The sequence below is a fragment of the Azotobacter armeniacus genome (assembly GCF_054779355.1).
Genome location: NZ_BAAGYK010000154.1, coordinates 159,251 through 180,386 on the forward strand (window position 1 = coordinate 159,251; position 21,136 = coordinate 180,386).

The following is a 21,136-nucleotide window of genomic DNA, read 5'->3' on the forward strand; positions in this document are numbered from 1 at the left end:
ACGCCCGTGGCTCATCACCGCCGCGCTGCTCGCCGGCAGCCTGGCCCACGCCGTCGAGCCCCCGGTCGACGAGGACGGCTTCAAGCGCCCGCTGAGCCGCCTGCACTTCAACCCCAGCCTCGACCAGCACGAATTCGAGCGCTCGAGCCTCGCCATCCTCAACGTCCACGATCCCTGGGAACGCTGGAACCGGCGGGTCTACTACTTCAACTATCGCTTCGACGAGTGGGTGCTGCTGCCGGTGGTGCGCGGCTATCGCTACATCATCCCGGGATTCGTGCGTAGCAGTGTGCGCAACTTCTTTGGCAACCTCGCCGAGATACCCACCCTGCTCAACAGCCTGCTGCAATTGCGGGGCAGGCGCGCCCTCGACACCGGAGCCCGCCTGCTGCTCAACACCACACCCTGGGAGTCGCCGGCCTGCGGGACCCGGCCAGCCGCATGGGGCTGCCCAGGCAGAGCGAGGATTTCGGCCAGACTCTCGGCGCCTATGGCGTGCCCACAGACCCCTACCTGATGCTGCCGATCCTCGGGCTATCGAACCTGCGCGATGCTGGCGGCCATCTGACGGACTTTCTGACCGCCAACCGGATCGACTATCTGAACGTCGCCACGGCCAGCGATGCCCATCCGGAAATATCCGCGCTGAAGGCCGTCGACAGGCGCGACGGCATCCCCTTTCGCTACGGACAACTCAACTCGCCGTTCGAGTACAACCAGATCCGTTACGTCTACACCCGTGCCCGCCAGCTGCAGATCGAGGAGTAGCGGCCGCCCCTCTATTGGTAGAGGCTCGGCTCGCCGTCCGGGCGGCTCTTGAAGCGCCGGTGCGCCCACAGGTACTGCTCAGGCTGCTGGCGTACCGCCTGCTCGACCCAGCGGTTGATGCGCAGGCAGTCGGCCTCCTCGCTCTCACCGGGGAAATCGGCCAGCGGCGGGTGGATCGTCAGCCGATAGCCGGAACCGTCGGCCAGACGGGTCTGGATGAAGGGCATCACCTGCGCCTTGCCCAGGCGGGCAAACTTGGTCGTCGCCGTCACGGTCGCCGCCGGGATGCCGAACAGTGGCACGAAGAGGCTCTGCTTGCGCCCGTAGTCCTGGTCCGGCGCATACCAGATGGCGCGACCGGCACGCAGCACCTTGAGCATGGCGCGGATATCCTCGCGCTCGATGGCAGTGGCATCGGCATTGTGCCGCTCGCGACCACACCGCTGGACGTAGTCGAAGACCGGGTTGCCGTGCTCGCGGTACATACCGTCGATGGTCTGCCGCTGGCCGAGCAGGGCGGCGCCGATTTCCAGAGTGGTGAAATGCAGGGCCATGAGGATGACCCCCCGCCCCTCGGCCTGCGCCCGCTGCAGATGCTCGAGCCCCTCGATGTGCGCCAGCCGGGCCAGCCGCTGGCGTGGCCACCACCAGCTGATGGCCATCTCGAAGAAGGCGATGCCCATCGAGGCGAAGTTCTCCTTCACCAGGCGCTCGCATTCGGCGGCGGACAGCTCGGGGAAGCACAGCTCCAGGTTGCGCCTGGCGATGCGTCGGCGCGAACCGGCCAGGCGATAGGTCAGCGCACCCAGCCCGCGGCCAAGCCGCAGCAGCCAGGCATAGGGCAGTTGGGCAACCAGCCAGAACAGTCCCAGCGCCAACCAGAGGCCCCAGAAACGCGGATGGAGAAAACAGGCACGAAAGCGCGGACGATCCATGATGGCCCCAAAAACAGCAAAAGCCGGCATTCTAGCGGGAAAATGCCAACCAGGGCCGTTGAGAGGATTCGCCGCCCGCGGTAGACCTCCAACCCACCGCCAGGCCATGCGGCAACGCGCCACGGGCACGCCAGGCGTGCGCGCCGTCGGCCCGTCCGACAGTTTTTCTCCGCCCGGCTAGCCTGTCGCGGCGTTTCCCGTTATAAGACCGCCATTCATTGCAATGGGCAGATCATGAGCCAAGCCGACCTCCTCGACCCAGCCCCCGTGTTCCAGCTCAAGGGCAGCATGCTCGCCATCACCGTGCTGGAACTGGCACACAACGACCTGGCCCGTCTCGACCGCCAGTTGAGCGAAAAGGTGGCGCAAGCCCCCAACTTCTTCCAGAACACCCCCCTGGTACTGGCTCTGGACAAGCTCCAGCCCGACGCGCAACAGCTCGATCTACGCGCCCTGCTGGCGGTCTGCCGGCGCCATGGCCTGCGCACCCTGGCGCTCCGCGCCAGCCTGGCGGACCACGTCGCCGCCGCCCAGGCGCTGGACCTGCCGGTCCTGCCTCCCTCCAGCGCGCGGGAGCGACCGATCAGCCCCGGCGCCACTGCTGCCGCCGCGCCAGCTCCGGCGAAAAAGCCCGAGAAGCCGGCCGAGCCGGCGATACGCCCGACGCGGGTGATCACCACCCCGGTACGCGGCGGCCAGCAGATCTATGCGCCGGGAGGCGACCTGCTGGTCCTGGCCCCGGTCAGCGCTGGCGCGGAACTTCTCGCCGATGGCAACATCCATGTGTACGCCCCGATGCGGGGTCGCGCCCTGGCAGGCATCAAAGGCAACAACCAGGCCCGAATTTTCTGCAGGATGCTGGCCGCCGAGCTAATCTCCATCGCTGGCCGCTACAAGGTTGCCGAAGACCTCAGACGCGATCCGAACTGGGGTGAGGCCGTGCATATTCATCTGGCTGGCGACGTGTTGAACATCACGCGCCTTTAACGGATACTTCTGTATTTTCAGGGGCTTTACCGGACTGGACTCCACAAGCCACCCGCGCGGCTCACCGCTCTCGTTTTTCTTCATTTGGGGTGAATCACCTTGGCTAAGATCCTCGTAGTCACTTCCGGCAAGGGTGGCGTCGGCAAAACCACGACCAGCGCCGCCATCGGTACCGGCCTCGCCCTGCGCGGGCACAAGTCCGTCGTCGTCGACTTTGACGTAGGGCTGCGCAATCTCGACCTGATCATGGGCTGCGAACGCCGGGTCGTGTACGACTTCGTCAACGTCATCCAGGGTGATGCCACACTCAGTCAGGCCCTGATCAAGGACAAGCGCCTGGAAAACCTCTACGTGCTGGCGGCCAGCCAGACCCGCGACAAGGACGCCCTGAACACCGAAGGCGTGGGCCGGGTGATGGACGAGCTGCGCGAGTCCTTCGAATACATCATCTGCGACTCGCCGGCAGGGATCGAGAAAGGGGCGCACCTGGCCATGTACTTCGCCGATGAAGCGATCGTGGTGACCAACCCCGAAGTGTCCTCGGTTCGCGACTCCGACCGCATGCTCGGCCTGCTCGCCAGCAAGTCGCGGCGCTCCGAGAACGGCGAGGAGCCGATCAAGGAACACCTGTTGCTGACCCGCTACAGCCCCGAGCGCGTGACCAAGGGCGAGATGCTCGGGGTGGAAGACGTCGAGGAGATCCTCGCCATCCGCCTGCTCGGGGTGATTCCCGAATCCCAGTCGGTACTCAAGGCCTCCAACCAGGGCATCCCGGTAATCCTCGACGAGCAGAGCGACGCCGGCCAAGCTTACAGCGATGCCGTGGAGCGCCTGCTGGGCAAGGAAACGCCGCACCGCTTCCTCGATGCGCAGAAGAAGGGACTCCTGCAGCGCCTATTTGGAGGACGTGAATGAATATTTTCGACTTCTTTCGCGAACGCAAAAAAGAAACTTCTGCGTCCATCGCGAAAGAGCGTCTGCAGATCATCGTCGCCCACGAGCGCGGCCAGCGCAGTACGCCGGACTACCTGCCGGACCTGCAGAAGGAGCTGGTCGAAGTGATCCGCAAGTACGTCAATATCGATAGCGATCAGGTGCAGGTGGTCCTGGAGGACCAGGGCAACTGCTCGATTCTCGAACTCAACGTCACCCTGCCGGATCGCTGAGCGGTTCGCCCTGCAACGGCGGCGGCTCTGGCCGCCGCTGTCGTTTCCGGATACCCCCCATGCCCCTGTCGAACATCGAAATCCTCCACCGGGACGATGCCCTGCTGGTGGTCAACAAGCCCACCCTGCTGCTTTCGGTGCCGGGCCGCGCCGAGGACAACCGCGACTGCCTGGTCACCCGCCTGCAGGACAACGACTATCCCGAGGCGCGCATCGTGCATCGCCTCGACTGGGAGACCTCCGGCCTGATCGTGCTGGCCCGCGACGCCGACAGCCATCGCGAACTGTCCCGCCAGTTCCACGACCGGGAAACCGAAAAGACCTATACCGCGCTCTGCTGGGGCGAACCGAAAGCTGACAGCGGTCGCATCGAGCTACCGCTGCGCTACGACCCGCCGACCAAGCCGCGCCACGTGGTCGACCACGAATTGGGCCGCCACGCCCTGACCTTCTGGCGGGTACTGGAGCGCTGCGGCCACTACAGCCGCGTTGAACTGACCCCGATCACCGGCCGCTCTCATCAGCTGCGCGTGCACATGCTAGCTATAGGCCACCCTCTACTGGGCGACCGCCTCTATGCCCATGACGAGGCCCTGGCCGCCGCCGGGCGCCTGTGCCTGCATGCCAGCCTGCTGGTCATCGGCCACCCGCAGAGCGGCGAGCGCCTGCGTTTCGAAAGCCCCGCGCCGTTCTGAGCGCCCAGCGCGAGCGCGCCGGATGTCTGACTGCAGCCCAGCGCCCTTTTCGATACACTCCGCCGCAACGCTGTCTGGAGTCCACTATGCGTACAGAACTCAATCAGGGCCTGATCGACTTCCTCAAGACCTCCCCCACCCCCTTCCACGCCTGCGCCAGCCTGGTCCAGCGCCTCGAAGCCGCCGGCTACCAGCGTCTGAACGAGCGTGAAGCCTGGCCGAACCAGCCTGGCGGACGCTACTACGTCACCCGCAACGACTCTTCGATCATCGCCATTCAGCTCGGCCGGCGCTCGCCGCTGGAAGGCGGCTTGCGACTGGTCGGCGCCCACACCGACAGCCCCTGCCTGCGCGTCAAGCCCCAGCCGGAACTGCATCGCCAGGGCTTCTGGCAACTCGGCGTGGAAGTCTACGGCGGCGTCCTGCTCGCCCCCTGGTTCGACCGCGACCTGTCGCTGGCCGGACGGGTCACCTTCCGCCGTGCCGGCCGGGTCGAGAGTCAGCTGCTCGATTTCAAGCAGCCGATCGCCATCATTCCCAACTTGGCGATCCACCTCAACCGCGAGGCCAACCAGGGCTGGGCGATCAACGCGCAGAACGAATTGCCACCGATCCTCGCGCAGATCGCCGGCGAAGAGCGGGGCGACTTCCGTGCCCTGCTGACCGAGCAGTTGCAGCGCGAACACGAGATCAACGCCGATGTGGTGCTGGATTTCGAACTCTGCTTCTACGACACTCAGGGAGCGGCGCTGATCGGCCTGAGCCAAGACTTCATCGCCGGCGCCCGTCTCGACAACCTGCTGTCCTGCTATGCCGGCCTGCAGGCACTGCTCGCCGCCGGCGACGCGGAAAGCTGCGTGCTGGTCTGCACCGACCACGAGGAGATCGGCTCCTGTTCCACCTGCGGCGCCGACGGCCCTTTCCTCGAGCAGGTGCTCGGCCGTCTGCTGCCGGACGGCGACGACTTCGTGCGGATCCTGCAGCAGTCCCTGCTGGTTTCCGCGGACAACGCCCATGGCGTGCACCCCAACTATGCCGACCGTCACGACGCCAACCACGGCCCGAAGCTCAATGCCGGTCCGGTGATCAAGGCCAACAGCAACCAGCGCTACGCCACCAACAGCGAAACCGCTGGTTTCTTCCGCCACCTGTGCTTCGACGTCGAGGTGCCGGTACAGAGCTTCGTGGTGCGCAGCGACCTGGGCTGCGGCTCGACCATCGGCCCGATCACCGCCAGCCGGCTCGGCGTGCGCACCGTCGACATCGGCCTGCCGACCTTCGCCATGCATTCCATTCGCGAGCTGGCCGGCAGCCATGACCTGGCGCATCTGGTGAAGGTCCTGACAGCCTTCTATTCGAGTCCGCTACTGCCCTGAAAAAGGTCCCTGCCCTCGCCCTGCTCTTCCCTGGAACAGGGCCGGGCAGATCGGCGGTCAACCACCGGCGCAAGGCCAACCGCCCTCCTGCTCAAACCAGGCTGTCGTCGATGACCAGCGCTACCTTGCCGGATACCGTGTTGCTGGCCAGCATCTCGAACGCCGCGCCGACATCCCCGGCGACGAAACTGTGCTCCAGGCGCGGATCGAGAAGCCCCTCGGCGAACAACGGCCAGACCTGCTGGCGCAGTTCGTCGATCAACTCGCCCTTGAAGGCATCGTCCCGGTTGCGCAGGGTCGAGCCGATCAGTTGCACCCGCTTGCCCAGCAGCTTGGCCAGATCCAGCTGCGCTTCGCGTCCACCCATCAGGCCGATGATCACCCAGCGCCCATCGCGGGCCAGCAGCTCCAGATCGAGCGCCGCATAGCGCGCACCGATCGGGTCGAGGATCACGTCGAAGGGGGCGAAGTCGCGCAGGCCCTCCAGATCCTGAGTGCGCAGCACCCCGCCTTGGGCGCCCAAAGACTCGCAGTAGGCCAGCCGCTCGGGCGAACCGACGCTGACCCAGCAGGGATTGCCAAACGCCTTGCACAACTGGATGCCAGCCGAGCCGACTCCGCTGGCCCCGGCGTGGATCAGCGCCTTCTCGCCCGACTTGAGGGCGCCCAGCCTGAACAGGTTGAGCCAGGCGGTGGCATAGACCTCCGGCAACACCGCCGCCTCGACCAGCGACAGCCCTTCCGGTGCCGGCAGGACATGCCGTCCGTCCACTACCACTTCCTCGGCCATGCCACCGCCGGCCAGCAGCGCGCAGACCCTGTCGCCGACCTGCCAGTGACTGCCCGCCCCGACCTCGCTGACCACGCCGGCGCACTCCAGCCCGAGCACGTCGCTGGCGCCGGGCGGCGGCGGATAGAGTCCGGCACGCTGCAGAAGATCGGACCGGTTCAGTCCGGCCGCCGCCACACGAATCCTGATTTGCCCCACGTCACAGGAAGGCGCAGGCCGCTCGACCCACTCCACACTTCCCTCGATGCCTTGCAATGCCTTCATGCTGCCTCCATAGTAGGTGCCTAAGCCAATCCGCCGCAGGATCCGTTCCCTTCATCAAGAAAGGAACCCGATACCCCGCCTGACGGCCTAATATGCTTTATCACTCCCAACTAGTCGAATGACATGAAGCGCCTTCTTTCCAGCACTCTCCTCGCCTTCACCCTCGGCCTCAGTGCTTCGCTGCTGGCCCAGACTGCTGCCGCCGGCAACTGGGATGCCCTGCAACCGGATCGCGACCAGGTGATCGCCAGCTTGAACGTGGTGGAGCTCCTCAAGCGCCATCACTACAGCAAACCACCACTCAACGATGCGCGCTCGGCAAAGATCTATGAAAGCTACCTCAAGCTGCTCGATCCGGCCCGCAGCTACTTCACTGCAGCGGACATCCAAGAGTTCGACCGCTGGCGCAACCAGTTCGACGACTTCCTGAAGAGCGGCGATCTGCAGCCCGGCTTCACCATCTACAAGCGCCATCTCACCCGCCTGGAGGAGCGCCTGCACTTCACCCTCAGCCTGCTCGAGAAAGGCGTGGACAGCTTCGACTTCGGCCACGATGAGAGCCTGCTCATCGACCGCGAGAACGCCCCCTGGGCAAAGGACAAGACCGCCCTCGACGACCTCTGGCGCAAGCGCCTGAAGGACGAGGTGCTGCGCATGAAAATCGCCGGCAAGCAGCCGAAGGCCATCCAGGAACTGCTCATCAAACGCTACCGCAACCAGTTGTCGCGCCTGGAGCAGACCCGCAGCGAAGACATCTTCCAGACCTACATCAATGCCTTCGCGCAGACCTACGACCCGCACACCAACTATCTGTCGCCGGATAACGCAGAAAACTTCGACATCAACATGAGCCTGTCGCTGGAAGGCATCGGCGCGGTGCTGCAAAGCGACAACGAGCACGTCAAGGTGGTCCGCCTGGTGCCTGCCGGCCCGGCGGAGAAGAGCAAGCAGCTCGCGCCCGCGGACAAGATCATTGGCGTCGCCCAGGCCAACGACGAGATGGTCGACGTGATCGGTTGGCGCCTGGACGAGGTGGTCAAGCTGATCCGCGGACCGAAGGGCTCGGTGGTGCGCCTGGAGATCATTCCGGCCAGCAACGCCCCCAACGACGAGACCAGCAGGGTGGTCGCCATCACCCGCGAGGCGGTCAAGCTGGAAGAGCAGGCAGCCAAGAAATCCGTGCTCGAACTGCCCCACGAAGGACGCGCCTACAAGCTCGGCGTGATCGAAATCCCGGCCTTTTATCTGGACTTCAAGGCGTTCCGCTCCGGCGACCCGAACTACAAGAGCACTACCCGTGATGTGAAGCGCCTGCTCAGTGAACTGAAGGCGGAGAAGGTCGACGGCGTGGTCATCGACCTGCGTAACAACGGCGGTGGCTCGCTGCAGGAAGCGACCGAACTGACCGGCCTGTTCATCGACCAGGGACCCACCGTGCTGGTGCGCAACAACGACGGTCGGGTCGACGTGCTCGCCGACGAGAGCGGCGGTACCTACTACACAGGCCCGATGGCAGTGCTCGTCAACCGCCTCTCCGCCTCGGCCTCGGAAATCTTCGCCGGCGCCATGCAGGACTATCATCGCGCCCTGATCATCGGAGGCCAGACCTTCGGCAAAGGCACGGTGCAAACCATCCAGCCGCTCAACCACGGCGAGCTGAAGCTGACCCTGGCCAAGTTCTACCGGGTTTCCGGACAGAGCACCCAGCATCAGGGAGTGATTCCGGACATCAGCTATCCGGACGAGGTCGATACTCAGGAAATCGGCGAAAGCGCACTGCCGGAAGCCATGCCCTGGGACAGCATCCGCCCGGCGATTCGCCCGGAAGCCGACCCGTTCAAGCCGTTCCTGAGCGAACTCAAGGCTCGCCACGACCATCGCACTGCGCAGGATCCTGACTTCGTCTTTACCCGCAACCGCCTCGATCTGAGCCGGCAACTGATGCAGGAAACCACCGTCAGCCTCAACGAAGGCAAGCGGCGCGCCCAGCACGACTCCATCGAGTCCAAGCAGTTGGCCATTGAGAACGAGCGGCGCAAGGCCAAGGGCGAGGAACTCCTGACCAAACTGAAGGAGGAGGACGAAAACGCCCTGCCGCTGGAGAAAGACAAGAGCAAGAAGCCCGAGGATGATGGCTATCTGGCGGAAACCGGACGCATCCTGCTCGACTACCTGGGCCTTCGCGAATCGCTGGCCAAGCACTGATCCGCTCGAGCGGATACGAAACGGGGTCGCTTATGCGGCCCCTTTGCTTTGTGCGCCCAGTATGGATGCACTCTTGGAGGTGCAAGTACTCCCGTAAGTTGATCACAGCGAACGAAGCGAAGCGCAACTGCACGAGGGTGACCGAATGTGGGGAGGAAGCGTGGAGCGAAGCTGCGAGCCGATGGGCAAGTACCGGATAGAAGGCGCTACCGAGCAGAGCGAGCGGGCAAAGAACCGCTAAGCTCTGGTGATCAAGGCGAGATGGCGTAGATCCGACGGTTGCGCAATGCAGGAGTGCGTTCTTAAGATGTCCAGGGAACCGGGGCGAGGCAGCGCAGCGGTGGGTGAAGCCTGCTGCCCGTGAGGGTCAGGCGACACGGGGCCAGGGCTTTTGGAGAAAGTCCTGGAGAGAGAACCTGCAACGGGCGTTCAAGCGGCTTCGTGAGCTACGCCGACGATGTGAACGTCTACGTACGCAGCCGTCGAGCGGGCCAGCGGCTGATGGCGCTGCCACGTCGGTTGTATGAGCGGCTGCGATTACAGGTGAACGAAGCAAAAAGCGCGGTTGCCCGTTGCCTTTGGCCGCAAGTTCCAAGGCTACAGCTTCTGGGTGGCGCCGGGAAGCCAGGTCAAGCGCAGGGTTGCCGGCAAGGCGCCGAAGCAGTTCAAGCAGCGAGTGCAGCAACTGACTCGCCGGACAGCAGGACGTCGTGTGCTGCAGATAATAGAGCAGCCTGCGGGCCTACCTGTTGGGCTGGAAAGCGTATTTCAGCCTGTCCCAGACGCCGAGGATCTGGCGTGGTCTGGACGAATGGATACGCCTCCGGCTCAGAGCCATCCAGCTCAAGCATTGGAAGCATGGGAAGCCCCTCTATCGGGAGCTGCAAGCGCTGGGAGCGAAAGCTTAAGTAGCCTGCCGGTGCGGACCCGCATGCCAGGTGGTGTGGCAGGGGTGCAACCTCAGGTCTGCCCCCTATGCCGATTACGACCGGAACAATCTACCAGCAACCGACGGGAAGCCATGCCGCGCCCTCATTGATCCTCATAACTGAACTCGAAGACCCGCACGACTTCCGCCGCATGCCAAGACGCGGCAGCTACACCATCGGGGGCACCGGAAAAGCGCCCAAGCCGCGCCACGCAGTCGAAGAAACCGGGACGCGGCAGACGGCTGGCTCCCTGGCTAATGACCAGCGAGCTGCGTAGTGGTCGCTCGGCACGCGCATCCAGAACCGCCAGGTGTTCCAGCGCGGCAGTCAGCGTCTGCATGGCTGGCGGCGGCAGTTGCAGACGCTCAATCAGCGCGCGATAGGTCAGCAGATGACGACTCTGACGCGCGTCGTCCAATTCACCCAGCAGCGCCTGCCAGTGCTGGCGACTGATGCAAATGGTCAAGAGTCCACCTCCCAGTCCGCAATTCCCAATGCCCGCGCCAAGGCACGCCGGATTGCGGAATCCGGCTGTCGCTCACCCGCCTCGATCATGCCCAGATAGGACGGGCTAATGCCCACTGCTCTGGCCAGTTGCTCCTGCGACATGTTTTGAGCTTCGCGCAGGACGACCAATTGCGCAAGAGCGGGGACAACGGCAGGCTGCTCGGGCGTTTCAGGCACTTCACCACTCTGCCCGGTTGCCCGCAGCAAGGCTTGGTAGTCGGCCCAAGGCAGTACCGCATACTCCATCTCGCCATCACGCATGATTATTTGAACGTTCGTATTTTTCTTGTCGTGCATCGATCCGATCCGAATATTGACAATTCGCCTGCCACCAGAGCGCCTTTTCTTCGCCTGTCCTACGATAGGGGACGGAGCAGCGGATCTCAGTGCCCTTCCGGACGGCTTGCGGGGGCCAGCAGGCGCTCCAGCTCCGCCTGGCGCTGTGACGGCTGAGCAGCTAGCCAGGCACGAAAGGCCTCCAGTTCGCCGTGCCAGCTGCGCATAACCCAAGCAAGGACCGCAATGTCGTCGAGAAACCCCAAACCGAGCAACCAGTCGGGAATTGCATCCAGCGGAGACAGGAAATACAGTAGCCCGGCGATCGCCGAGAGCAATGCCTGCTGGCTGACCTGTCGGTATTCGCCACGCCACCAAGCCAGACAGAGCGATTGCAGCAAGCGCAGATCTTCCCGGACACCACCCAGCCGTCGCCCCTTGCGCTCGCTCTTGCGCGCCACATCCAACAGGAACTCACTCAGCCGCCCATCGGCTAGCAGAGATCGGGCCACGCGAAGAAATCGGAAGAAAAGCCAGGGTGCTTTCATGATCGTCACTCCGCAGTGTGTGGCTTTTCCGGCTTATCCACGAACTGTGGGTAACCGCATGAGCAAAGGCTATAACAGCTTGGCAAAAGCTCGTCTCATATGCCCCTGCAACAAATCGGAATTTTCTAGTTCATGAAAAAATCCAATTAAGCCAAGGGATTGTAAATTCATTGACCATAGACTGAGATGATCTTAATAAAAGATGGCAAATAACGAAGCAAATTGCATATCTTTATAGTTAATCGGTATCCCTATAAAATTATAGAAATGAAAACGCCCCACAGAAGCGGGGCGTTGTATTGGGCGCTTGACTCACTCGCCCAGGGGGACGGCCTGCTCCGCCTCGGGCTCGGGCTCAGCTTCCTGCTCGGCCGACTGACCCTTGATGCCCAGCAGTTCCAGTTCGAACATCAGCACGGAATTAGCCGGGATAGAGGGACTTGGACTCTGCTCGCCGTAGGCCAGCTCGCTGGGAATGTACAGCTTGAACTTCTCGCCGACATGCATCAATTGCAGGCCTTCGACCCAGCCGGGAATGACGCCACTAACCGGTAGATCGATGGGGCTTCCGCGCTCGATTGAGCTGTCGAAGACAGTGCCGTCGGTCAGACGGCCTTCATAGTGCACGGTAACCACATCACTAGACTTGGGCTGCGCACCTTCGGTCTTCTTCAGCACTTCATACTGCAGACCGGAGGCAGTAGTGGTCACCCCGGGGCGCTTGGCATTTTCCTCAAGGAACTTCTTGCCGGCCTTGGCATTTTCTTCGCCAAGGGCTGCCATACGCTCTTCAGCACGCTTCTGCAAGGCAGCGAAGGCCTCGATCAGCTCCTCGTCGCTCAGGCGCTGCTCCTTCTTGCCGATGGCATCCTCGATACCCTGGGCCACTGCTCCCGAGTCCAGATCATCCATGCCCTCTTGGGCCAGACTTTTGCCCATGTTCAGGCCGATACCGTAGGAGGCCTTCTGTGCGGGGGTCTTGAGCTCCACATTGGTTTGCGAATCGCAACCCGAAAGAACCAGACCCACCAAGGCCATCGCAACGGCCAACCGATGTTGTCTCATGCTGTTTCCTTGTTCGTTCGCCCTAGGGCTATCAGTGAAGGCGAGAGCTTAACAGGCAGCCGCGACCACTGGCTACGGACATAGGAGCCTGGCAACGGCGATAAGTTCAGGTTTTCGAAGGGATCTTGGCGGAGCGCCCGGAACCACCTGAACGGCTCAGGCCGAGGCAGTCCATGAAACGAAAAAAGCGGCCCCAAGGCCGCTTTTCTCTTGCATCTACCAAGCTCTGTCCAGCGCGGCAGTCGAATTTGGCGCAGCGGACGGGACTCGAACCCGCGACCCCCGGCGTGACAGGCCGGTATTCTAACCGACTGAACTACCGCTGCGCTTAACTCCAAGATGGTGGGTGGTGACGGGATCGAACCGCCGACCCTCTGCTTGTAAGGCAGATGCTCTCCCAGCTGAGCTAACCACCCGTTCACTCTCGAAGTGGGGCGCATTCTAGAGAGCCAGTTTCACCTTGGCAAGCCCTCGATGAAAAAAAATTTTCAAATGTTCCAAGGGGTTAGGGTTGGCCCCCAAGGTCAGGGAGAGAATAATGCGCACTTTGCGCAACGGAGATCGCCAGCCTCATGTGGTTCCGCAACCTGCTCGTCTATCGTCTCACTCAGGATATCCCCTTCGCCGTCGAAACGCTGGAGGCAGCGCTGGCAGCCAAGCCGGCCCGCCCCTGCGCCAGCCAGGAATTGGCGACCTACGGTTTCGCCGCCCCCTTCGGCAAGGGCGAAGATGCACCCCTGGTTCATGCCAGTCAGGACTTTCTGATGATCGCGGCACGCAAGGAGGAACGCATTCTGCCCGGCAGCGTGGTGCGCGATGCGCTTCAGGAGAAGGTCGAAGAGATCGAGGCCGAGCAGATGCGCAAGGTCTACAAGAAGGAGCGCGACCGGATCAAGGAGGACATCGTCCAGAGCTTTTTGCCGCGCGCCTTCATCCGCCGTGCCAGCACCTTCGCGGCGATCATGCCCAAACAGGGCCTGATCCTGGTCGATACGGCCAGCGCCAAGAAGGCAGAGGACCTGCTTTCCACCCTGCGCGAGGCCATCGGCTCGCTGCCGGTACGCCCCCTGGGGGTGAAGATCGCACCGAGCGCCACCCTCACCGACTGGGTCAAAACCCAACAGGCTGCCGTGGACTTCCATGTGCTCGACGAGTGCGAACTGCGCGATACCCACGAGGATGGCGGCGTGGTCCGCTGCAAGCGTCAGGACCTGACTGGCGAGGAGATCCAGCTACACCTGAGCACCGGCAAGCATGTCACCCAGCTGGCGCTGGCCTGGCAGGACAAGCTGTCCTTCGTTCTCGACGACAAGCTGGCGATCAAGCGCCTGCGTTTCGAGGATCTGCTGCAGGAACAGGCCGAGCAGGATGGCGGCGACGACGCCCTCGCCCAGCTGGATGCCAGCTTCACCCTGATGATGATGACCTTCGCCGAGTACCTCCCGGCGCTATTCGAGGCCCTTGGTGGCGAGGAAATCCCCCAGGGCATCTGACCCCTACTGGCCGGCGCCAGACGAACTCGGGAACGGCCGTGAATGGGTGGCCGTTCACTGCAATATTCAACAGTGCGACGGCCAGGAACAGCTGCGGAATCAACAGCTCGGTCACGCCCACCCGTGCCCGTTGCTGCTCCACGGTGCGCGCCTGGATCAGGACGTAGAGTGGCCCTATGTAAAAGACGCCAAACAGGCTGAGCCCGAGGATGCCACCCAGCACCCACCAGGCCTGCCCACGGGCCAGCATGCCCCGCCAATCATGGGCAACGGCGGCCTCGGGGAAGCCGCCGGAACGCCACCAGAGCAGCAGACCGAAAAGGCTCAGGCCGATGGCGCCGAAGGGCACCAAACCGATTTCTCCCCGGCGCCCGGAGAGCTACTCGCAGAGCATCGAGCCTAGTGCGATACTCACCGAGAACAGCACGAGGATCGGCGTCACCACGCTTTCGTCGCCATGCAGCCAGGCCGCCGCATGGGTATGGGGAATACCGCGACTGTCGAGGTAGCCGAGCTACCGTACCAGCACCACCGAGGTAGCCACCAGAGTCGCATAGTCTGGCCAGGACATCGGCAGTCCGGCACCTATGATGCCGCCGAGAATGGCCAGAAAAGTGCCCATTTCCACCAGGGCGTTGCCACCGATCAGTTCGTAGTCCTCCAGATGCGGCGGCAGGATCGAATACTTGACCGGCCCGAACAGCGCCGACTGCGTCCCCATGCAGAACAGCACCGCTAGCATGCACGGCAGACTACCCAGTAGCAGCGCGAGGCCACCAGCCAACATGATGACGATCTCGGAGAACTTCAGCGCCCGCATCAAGCCATCCTTGGCGAACTTCTCGCCAAGCTGTCCGCCAGGGGTGGAAAATATAAGAAATGGCAGGATGAATGACAGAGCGCACAGATTGACCAGCAGGCTCTGCTCCTGCTATGTGGCGATCCGGTAGAGGATCGCGAGCACCAGCGATTGCTTCGAAGAGGCTGTCGTTGAACGCGCCGAGCAACTGGGTCACGAAGAAGAGCAGGAAATGTCGCTTGCACAGCAGCGCGAATTGCGAATGCGAGCTCATCTTCGCCAACCTCCTGAAATGAATCAATGAATCACAGATGGCAGAGTCTTACCAGGCGCCACGGAAGCGCCTTCAGGCAACGGCTGGCAGGTGCAGGTTCACGGGGTGCTGCAGATCCCCGCAAGCGACAGCCGGTCGCTTGCTACCTTGGTCGCAAACCGCAAATCGCGAGGCTTTTTGCTGCAAGACTCTCAACTCCCGGACGATTTTTCACCATTGCCGAAAATGCTTGGCGAGCCAAAACTTGATGTAGTCAAGCAGTCCAGGGAGCTATCATTTTGTTTGGAGCCAACATGTCGTTGTCCATCGGGGTGATCACCCTGGCCGCCCTGGCTTACATGGCCACACTCTTCGCCATCGCCTTCTACGGGGACCGCCGCAACGCGCCCCTGCCGCCGCGCATGCGCGCCTGGGTCTACAGCCTCTCGCTGGCGGTGTACTGCACCAGCTGGACCTTCTTCGGCGCGGTCGGCCAGGCCACCGAACAGCTCTGGGACTTCCTGCCGATCTACCTCGGACCGGTGCTGCTGCTGCTCTTCGCGCCGTGGATGCTGCAGAAGATGGTGATGATCAGCAAACAGGAAAACATCACCTCCATCGCCGATTTCATTGCCGCGCGCTATGGAAAGTCGCAACCGCTGGCGGTGGCGGTCACCCTCATCTGCGTGGTCAGCGTGCTCCCCTACATCGCCCTGCAGCTGAAGGGCATCGTGCTCGGCGTCAACCTGCTGATCGGCGCCGGACCGGACAGCACCGGCACACGCGCGCAGGACACGGCTCTGGTGGTGACCGTGTGCCTGGCACTGTTCACCATCCTGTTCGGCACCCGCACCCTGGACGTTACCGAACACCATCGCGGCATGATGCTGGCCATCGCCTTCGAGTCGCTGGTCAAGCTTTTCGCCTTCCTCGCGGTGGGCGCCTTCGTCACCTACGGCCTGTACGACGGATTCGACCATCTGCTCGAGGAGGCCAAGGCCGCCCCGCAACTGGCCGAATTCTGGGAAAAGGGAACGAACTGGCCGGCACTGCTGGTGCAGACCGGCGTGGCGATGATGGCAATTGTCTGCCTGCCGCGGCAGTTCCACGTGACCGTGGTGGAGAACACCGAACCGCACGACCTGCGCCTGGCACGCTGGGTGTTTCCACTGTACCTGCTGCTCGCCGGCCTGTTCGTGATACCGATTGCTCTGGCTGGCCAGTTGCGGCTGCCGGCTGGAATCATTCCCGACACCTTCGTGATCAGCCTGCCCCTGGCCGAGCACCACCCGGCGCTGGCGCTGCTGGCCTTCATTGGCGGCGCCTCGGCCGCCACCGGCATGGTGATCGTCGCCAGCGTGGCACTCTCCACCATGCTTTCCAACGACATCGTGCTGCCTTGGCTGTTGCGCCGCAAAAACACTGAACGCCCCTTCGAAGCCTTCCGCCACTGGATGCTCAGCGTGCGCCGGGTCAGCATCGTCGGCATCCTGCTGCTGGCCTACGTCATCTACCGCATGCTCGGCCCCACCACCAGCCTGGCCACTATCGGCCAGATCGCCTTCGCCGCGATTTCCCAGCTGACGCCCGCCATGCTCGGCGCGCTGTACTGGAAGCAGGCCAACCGCCGCGGCGTGTTCGCCGGGCTCGCCACTGGCGCGCTGCTGTGGAGCTACACCCTGGTGCTGCCGCTGATCGCCCAGCGCATGGGCTGGCCACTGGGCGAACTCCCCGGCCTCGAGTGGCTGGCAAGCCGACCACTGGGCCTGCCGATCACCTCGATCACTTTGGGGATGCTGATTTCGCTGGCCGGCAACTGGGCAGTCTTCGCTATCGTATCCGTGCTCTCGCGTACCCGCGTTTCCGAGCACTGGCAGGCCAGCCGCTTCGTCGGCCAGGAAATCAATCGCCGCTCCGGTGGCCGGTCCCTGCTCGCGGTCCAGGTGCAGGATCTGCTCGAGCTTGCCGCGCGCTTCGTCGGCGAGGAGCACGCGCGCCGGAAGTTCCAGCGCTTCGCCCAGCACCAGGGCAAGGAGTTCAACCCCAACCAGGCGGCGACCACCGAATGGATAGATCACACCGAGCGCCTGCTCGCCGGGGTGCTCGGCGCCTCCTCGACCCGGGCGGTGGTCAAGGCGGCCATCGAGGGACGGGAAATGCAGGTCGAGGATGTCGTGCGCATCGTCGACGAGGCCTCCGAGGTTCTGCAGTTCAACCGTGCTCTGCTGCAGGGCGCCATCGAGAACATCACCCAGGGCATCAGCGTGATCGACGGCTCCCTGCGTCTGGTGGCGTGGAACCGCCGCTACGTGGAGCTCTTCAACTACCCGGAAGGCCTGATTTATGTCGGCCGGCCGGTCGCCGACCTGATCCGCTACAACGCCGAGCGCGGCCTGCTCGGCCCAGGCGACGTAGAGGAGCATGTCAGCAAGCGGCTGTACTGGATGCGTCTGGGCACCCCGCACACCTTCGAGCGGCTGTTCCCCAACGGCCGGGCCATCGAGCTGATCGGTAACCCCATGCCTGGCGGCGGCTTTGTCACCAGTTTCACTGATATCACCGAGTTCCGCGAAGCCGAACGTGCCCTCAAGGAGGCCAACGAGGGCCTCGAGCAGCGCGTGGTCGAGCGAACCCGGGAACTCTCCGAGCTGAACCAGGCGCTGGTCGAGGCCAAGGGCCATGCCGAATCGGCCAACCAGTCGAAGACCCGCTTCCTCGCCGCGGTCAGCCACGACCTGATGCAGCCGCTCAACGCCGCGCGGCTGTTCGCCGCGTCCCTCGCCCATCAGGAGCCTGCCCTGCCGCCCGAGGCACAGAAGCTGGTGCAGCACCTGGACTGCTCGCTGCGTTCTGCCGAAGACTTGATCACCGACCTGCTGGACATTTCCCGCCTGGAAAGCGGACGCATCACCCCGGAACGCACCAATTTCCCTATCGCCGACCTGTTCGACACCCTCGGCACAGAATTCAAGGCGCTGGCCCGGGAACAAGGTATCGACTTCCACCTGCGCAGCAGCCAGCGGCGCATCAACAGTGACATGAAGCTGCTACGCCGGGTGCTGCAGAATTTCCTCACCAACGCCTTCCGCTACGCCAAGGGCCATGTGCTGCTGGGCGTGCGCCGCGAGGGCAGCCTGCTGCGCCTGGAGGTCTGGGACCGCGGCCCGGGCATCCCGGAGGACAAGCGCCAGGAGATCTTCGAGGAGTTCAAGCGTCTGGACAGCCACCAGACTCGTGCGGAAAAGGGCCTCGGCCTCGGCCTGGCGATCGCCGACGGCCTCTGCCGCGTACTCAACCATCGGCTGGAAGTACGCTCTTGGCTCGGCAAGGGCAGCGTGTTCAGCGTCACTGTCCCGCTGGCCGGCAGCGTCGCCCCTGCCGCCAGCATCAAGTCCGACGATGCACTGCCGCTCAATGCCCATGCCCTGGTCGGCGCCCAGGTGCTCTGCGTGGACAACGAGGACAGCATCCTCACCGCCATGCACAGCCTGCTCTCGCGTTGGGGCTGCCAGGTGTGGACGGCGCGCAATCGCCTGGAATGCGAGCAGCTGCTGGAAGGCGAGTTGGTCCCGCAGGTAGCACTGGTGGACTATCACCTCGACCGGGGCGAAACCGGCACCGAGCTGATGACCTGGCTGCGTACCCGCCTCGGCAAGCCCCTCCCGGGCGTGGTGATCAGCGCCGACGCACGCCCCGAAACCGTGGCCAAGATCCACGCCACCGGCCTCGACTACCTGGGCAAGCCGGTCAAGCCGGCGGCCCTGCGCGCCCTGCTCAGCCGCCACCTGGCCCTGCGCTGAACGTGGCTGGAGCACCCGCGATACCGACGACTCACACCTCACCGCCGGAACTCGCACCTTCGGCCTGACCGGACTACTCGGCGGGCTGGCGGCGCTGTTCGGCGAACAGCAGGGCCAGGCTGCGTGGATCGCCCTGCTGCTGGTATTCGGCCTGCTGGTGGTGGCCGGCCACCTCGGCGACCTGCGTAATACCGGCGATCAGGGCATGACCAGCGAAATTGCCATGCTGCTGACCTTCCTGCTCGGCAGCCTGGCATTGACCGCAGACCATCAGGCACTGGCCGCAGCCGGCGCGGTGGTGGTGGTCCTGCTGCTCAGCCTCAAGGCAGGCCTGCACAACATGCTGCGCAAGCTGACGGCCAGGGAGCTGTCCGGCATGCTGAAGCTGCTGTTCATTTCCGTGGTGCTGCCGAACCGGGGCTATGGGCCCAGGCAAGCGTTCAACCCCTACGAAACCTGGTGGATGGTGGTGCTGATCGCCGCCATCGGCTTTGCCGCCTATATCTATATATAGCGATCCGCCTGGTCGGTACCCATCACGGACTGCTGCTCACTGCCCTGCTCGGCGGGATGCTGTCCTCCACCGCGATGACCCTGACCCTGTCCCGCCTGCACCGAGAGGCGCAACTGCACCGCTTGCTCGCCTGCAGCCTGCTGGCCACCTCGGCGCTAATGTTCCCGCGGGTGCTGCAGGAAGTCGGACTGATCACCTCCCCCTGCTGACCAGCCTGCTCTGGCCGATGGGCGTCGCCACCCTGGTCTACGCCGGGGTGCCCTCTTCCATTACCGCAGCTCCGGGCAGGAGCTGGCCATCGGCGGCGAACCACCATTGCAGAACCCCTTCGAGCCGGGGCCGGCACTGCGCTTCGCCGTCCTGCGGGTGCTGATCCTCTTCCTGGTGGAGGCGGGCTGATCGCCATGATCGGCGGGACCCGGCTAGCCCTGCCCAGCCTGCCGGTGATGGCCGCCGGCCTGCTCGCCGGGCTGGCGATGCTCTGGCTGCATTGAGACGACTGCCAGCACGGGCCGTGCTATGGGCCGCGCAACCGCTCGCCGTCAACAACCCCTCCGCCAGCGGCTCCACCGCCGCCTGCTCCAGCAGCTCCACCGGCAGGCTGCGGCTGGCCCGGGCGCCGAGCAGCTTGAGCTTCTCCACCCGGCCGACCAAATTGCCGCTCCCCTCGACCAGCTTGTTGCGCGCCGCGCTGTAGACCCGCTCCAGCTGCTGCAGACGGTTACCGATCTCATCCAGATCCTGCACGAAGGCCACGAACTTGTCGTACAGCGCCCCGGCCAACTCGGCGAACTGTGCACGCAAGTCATCGCGGGCCGCCTGCAGATCGTGCAGGCGCTGTTGATGGGCCTGGCGCTGCTCGTGCAGTTCGGCGGCCAGGGCGGCGCGCCGCTGTCCAGCCGGCGCAGTTCGGCGTCCTTCGCCAGACGCTCCTGGCTCCACGTCCGGGCGGCCTCGCGGGCCGTGCTGCGCTCCTGTTGCAGGAATTCGGCTTCCCGGCGCAAGGCGGCCAGGGCGGCCTGCTGGCTGGCGCGGGACTGAGTCAGAAAGGCGATCTCGTCGCGGCCAGCATCGAGCTGGGCGACCAGTCCTTCATGGGCCGCCAGGGCAGCCCCGAGGCGCTCGTCGAGCAGCACTCGTTCGGCCTGCAGATCGCCCACACGCCGTTGCAGATGCCAGGCCAGGAACAGCAGCGGCACACCGGCCAGTACGACGCCGAGCAGCAGATTGGGCAAATCGACGGAAAACGCAATGGGCATGGGCGGCTCCGCGGCAGGATGGCGGAAGTATACCCAGGCCGTGCGCTCAGGAATGTGTGGCGAGGCAGCCGAGCAGTTGCTGGGCTTCGTCCGAGCCCTGGGCAGCGGCCTGCTCCAGCCAGTAGCGGCCCTGCTGCGCCTCCAGCGGCCCCGACTCGCAGCAATGACGGCCAAGTTCCAGCTGTGCCTGAATGTCTCCGGCGCGCGCGGCCTGGCGCAATAGCTCGAGGCCGAATCGACGATCACGCGGGGTACGGCAGTCACGGCAGAGCAGCTGACCAAGACGACTTTGTGCTGCCACCACGCCCTGGCGCGCCGGCTGCTTGAGCAGATGTCCGGCAAAACGCTTGGCGCTGTGGGTCTTGCCGATACGCGGACTGTCGAGCAGCCAGGATGCCACCCTTACCGGCAGACGCATCTGGACACTGGCAGGCGAAGAAGACGGGACACGAACTCTCATGGCGAACAGCAAGCTCATTTTGAGAAGGCGCGCACTGTACTCCTTTT

General features: G+C 64.0%; 15 protein-coding genes, 2 tRNA genes and 5 pseudogenes. 11 read left to right on the forward strand and 11 right to left on the reverse strand.

Annotated features, from left to right (window positions below; translation table 11 throughout):
- Positions 1-13: 13 nt before the first annotated feature.
- Positions 14-768 (forward strand): annotated as a pseudogene (locus tag ACYVD0_RS20570) (MlaA family lipoprotein).
- Between the two features lie 11 nt (positions 769-779).
- On the opposite strand, the gene ACYVD0_RS20575 reads toward ACYVD0_RS20570, so the two are convergent.
- Positions 780-1,703 (reverse strand): lipid A biosynthesis lauroyl acyltransferase, encoded by a 924-nt coding sequence (locus ACYVD0_RS20575; RefSeq protein ID WP_460428522.1) that lies wholly within the window; start codon positions 1,701-1,703, stop codon positions 780-782.
- Between the two features lie 234 nt (positions 1,704-1,937).
- Here ACYVD0_RS20575 and minC point away from each other — a divergent pair, with 234 nt between their 5' ends.
- From minC to ACYVD0_RS20600, 5 genes are all read left to right on the forward strand, one after another.
- Positions 1,938-2,690, forward strand: a complete 753-nt coding sequence (gene minC / locus ACYVD0_RS20580) for a septum site-determining protein MinC (RefSeq protein ID WP_460428523.1) — start codon at positions 1,938-1,940, stop codon at positions 2,688-2,690.
- Positions 2,691-2,789: 99 nt separating this feature from the next.
- The gene (gene minD / locus ACYVD0_RS20585; protein WP_460428524.1) at positions 2,790-3,605 is read left to right on the forward strand and encodes a septum site-determining protein MinD; all 816 of its coding nucleotides are present in this window, start codon (positions 2,790-2,792) and stop codon (positions 3,603-3,605) included.
- Positions 3,602-3,856 (forward strand): cell division topological specificity factor MinE, encoded by a 255-nt coding sequence (gene minE / locus ACYVD0_RS20590; RefSeq protein ID WP_460428525.1) that lies wholly within the window; start codon positions 3,602-3,604, stop codon positions 3,854-3,856. The genes minD and minE overlap by 4 nt, the downstream gene beginning before the upstream one ends.
- Before the next feature lie 59 nt (positions 3,857-3,915).
- Entirely contained in the window at positions 3,916-4,551 is a 636-nt protein-coding gene (locus tag ACYVD0_RS20595; protein ID WP_460428526.1) for an RluA family pseudouridine synthase, read from the forward strand.
- An 86-nt stretch (positions 4,552-4,637) separates the two neighbouring features.
- Positions 4,638-5,927, forward strand: a complete 1,290-nt coding sequence (locus ACYVD0_RS20600; protein WP_460428527.1) for a M18 family aminopeptidase — start codon at positions 4,638-4,640, stop codon at positions 5,925-5,927.
- 91 nt (positions 5,928-6,018) lie between these two features.
- Here the strand turns inward: ACYVD0_RS20600 and ACYVD0_RS20605 are convergent, their stop codons facing one another.
- A complete protein-coding gene (locus ACYVD0_RS20605; RefSeq protein WP_460428528.1) occupies positions 6,019-6,981 on the reverse strand; it encodes an MDR/zinc-dependent alcohol dehydrogenase-like family protein in 963 nt (320 codons plus the stop codon).
- A gap of 123 nt (positions 6,982-7,104) precedes the next feature.
- Here ACYVD0_RS20605 and ACYVD0_RS20610 point away from each other — a divergent pair, with 123 nt between their 5' ends.
- On the forward strand, positions 7,105-9,186 hold the full coding sequence (locus tag ACYVD0_RS20610) for a carboxy terminal-processing peptidase (protein ID WP_460428529.1): 2,082 nt from the start codon (positions 7,105-7,107) through the stop codon (positions 9,184-9,186).
- 426 nt (positions 9,187-9,612) lie between these two features.
- Positions 9,613-10,085 (forward strand): annotated as a pseudogene (locus ACYVD0_RS20615) (group II intron maturase-specific domain-containing protein); the annotation flags it as partial.
- A gap of 133 nt (positions 10,086-10,218) precedes the next feature.
- Here ACYVD0_RS20615 and ACYVD0_RS20620 read toward each other — a convergent pair.
- From ACYVD0_RS20620 to ACYVD0_RS20645, 6 genes are all read right to left on the reverse strand, one after another.
- Positions 10,219-10,581, reverse strand: coding sequence for a hypothetical protein (locus tag ACYVD0_RS20620; RefSeq protein ID WP_460428530.1), 363 nt, complete (start codon positions 10,579-10,581; stop codon positions 10,219-10,221).
- A complete protein-coding gene (locus ACYVD0_RS20625) occupies positions 10,578-10,919 on the reverse strand; it encodes a helix-turn-helix domain-containing protein (RefSeq protein WP_460428531.1) in 342 nt (113 codons plus the stop codon). The genes ACYVD0_RS20620 and ACYVD0_RS20625 overlap by 4 nt, the downstream gene beginning before the upstream one ends.
- A gap of 86 nt (positions 10,920-11,005) precedes the next feature.
- Positions 11,006-11,446: a YkvA family protein gene (locus tag ACYVD0_RS20630; protein ID WP_460428532.1), complete on the reverse strand. Its 441-nt coding sequence runs from the start codon at positions 11,444-11,446 to the stop codon at positions 11,006-11,008.
- Between the two features lie 312 nt (positions 11,447-11,758).
- Entirely contained in the window at positions 11,759-12,511 is a 753-nt protein-coding gene (locus tag ACYVD0_RS20635; RefSeq protein WP_460428533.1) for a peptidylprolyl isomerase, read from the reverse strand.
- Positions 12,512-12,760: 249 nt separating this feature from the next.
- A tRNA-Asp gene (locus tag ACYVD0_RS20640) sits at positions 12,761-12,837 on the reverse strand.
- 14 nt (positions 12,838-12,851) lie between these two features.
- Positions 12,852-12,927 (reverse strand) — tRNA-Val (locus tag ACYVD0_RS20645).
- A 156-nt stretch (positions 12,928-13,083) separates the two neighbouring features.
- Between ACYVD0_RS20645 and rdgC the strand changes: the two genes are divergently transcribed.
- The gene (gene rdgC, locus ACYVD0_RS20650) at positions 13,084-14,004 is read left to right on the forward strand and encodes a recombination-associated protein RdgC (RefSeq protein WP_460428534.1); all 921 of its coding nucleotides are present in this window, start codon (positions 13,084-13,086) and stop codon (positions 14,002-14,004) included.
- A gap of 118 nt (positions 14,005-14,122) precedes the next feature.
- On the opposite strand, the pseudogene ACYVD0_RS20655 reads toward rdgC, so the two are convergent.
- Positions 14,123-15,077: pseudogene (locus ACYVD0_RS20655) on the reverse strand (glycerol acyltransferase); the annotation flags it as partial.
- A 293-nt stretch (positions 15,078-15,370) separates the two neighbouring features.
- Between ACYVD0_RS20655 and ACYVD0_RS20660 the strand changes: the two are divergent.
- Together ACYVD0_RS20660 and ACYVD0_RS20665 are read left to right on the forward strand one after the other, a co-directional pair.
- Entirely contained in the window at positions 15,371-18,856 is a 3,486-nt protein-coding gene (locus ACYVD0_RS20660) for a PAS domain-containing hybrid sensor histidine kinase/response regulator (protein ID WP_460428535.1), read from the forward strand.
- A pseudogene (locus tag ACYVD0_RS20665) lies at positions 18,852-19,766 on the forward strand (MgtC/SapB family protein); the annotation flags it as partial. The gene ACYVD0_RS20660 and the pseudogene ACYVD0_RS20665, both read left to right, overlap by 5 nt.
- Positions 19,767-19,934: 168 nt before the next feature.
- On the opposite strand, the pseudogene rmuC reads toward ACYVD0_RS20665, so the two are convergent.
- Positions 19,935-20,629: pseudogene (gene rmuC, locus ACYVD0_RS20670) on the reverse strand (DNA recombination protein RmuC); the annotation flags it as partial.
- A 46-nt stretch (positions 20,630-20,675) separates the two neighbouring features.
- Positions 20,676-21,047, reverse strand: a complete 372-nt coding sequence (locus ACYVD0_RS20675) for a tetratricopeptide repeat protein (RefSeq protein ID WP_460428536.1) — start codon at positions 21,045-21,047, stop codon at positions 20,676-20,678.
- Between the last annotated feature and the right edge of the window lie 89 nt (positions 21,048-21,136).

Excerpts from the sequence above, each read along its gene's own strand:
- ACYVD0_RS20660 (WP_460428535.1), top strand. The coding sequence starts at position 15,371 with ATGTCGTTGTCCATCGGGGTGATCACCCTGGCCGCCCTGGCTTACATG.
- ACYVD0_RS20675 (WP_460428536.1), bottom strand. The coding sequence starts at position 21,047 with ATGCGTCTGCCGGTAAGGGTGGCATCCTGGCTGCTCGACAGTCCGCGT.
- minE (WP_460428525.1), top strand. The coding sequence starts at position 3,602 with ATGAATATTTTCGACTTCTTTCGCGAACGCAAAAAAGAAACTTCTGCG.
- ACYVD0_RS20595 (WP_460428526.1), top strand. The coding sequence starts at position 3,916 with ATGCCCCTGTCGAACATCGAAATCCTCCACCGGGACGATGCCCTGCTG.
- ACYVD0_RS20610 (WP_460428529.1), top strand. The coding sequence starts at position 7,105 with ATGAAGCGCCTTCTTTCCAGCACTCTCCTCGCCTTCACCCTCGGCCTC.
- minC (WP_460428523.1), top strand. The coding sequence starts at position 1,938 with ATGAGCCAAGCCGACCTCCTCGACCCAGCCCCCGTGTTCCAGCTCAAG.
- ACYVD0_RS20635 (WP_460428533.1), bottom strand. The coding sequence starts at position 12,511 with ATGAGACAACATCGGTTGGCCGTTGCGATGGCCTTGGTGGGTCTGGTT.
- ACYVD0_RS20605 (WP_460428528.1), bottom strand. The coding sequence starts at position 6,981 with ATGAAGGCATTGCAAGGCATCGAGGGAAGTGTGGAGTGGGTCGAGCGG.
- rdgC (WP_460428534.1), top strand. The coding sequence starts at position 13,084 with ATGTGGTTCCGCAACCTGCTCGTCTATCGTCTCACTCAGGATATCCCC.
- ACYVD0_RS20625 (WP_460428531.1), bottom strand. The coding sequence starts at position 10,919 with ATGCACGACAAGAAAAATACGAACGTTCAAATAATCATGCGTGATGGC.
- ACYVD0_RS20575 (WP_460428522.1), bottom strand. The coding sequence starts at position 1,703 with ATGGATCGTCCGCGCTTTCGTGCCTGTTTTCTCCATCCGCGTTTCTGG.
- ACYVD0_RS20630 (WP_460428532.1), bottom strand. The coding sequence starts at position 11,446 with ATGAAAGCACCCTGGCTTTTCTTCCGATTTCTTCGCGTGGCCCGATCT.
- ACYVD0_RS20600 (WP_460428527.1), top strand. The coding sequence starts at position 4,638 with ATGCGTACAGAACTCAATCAGGGCCTGATCGACTTCCTCAAGACCTCC.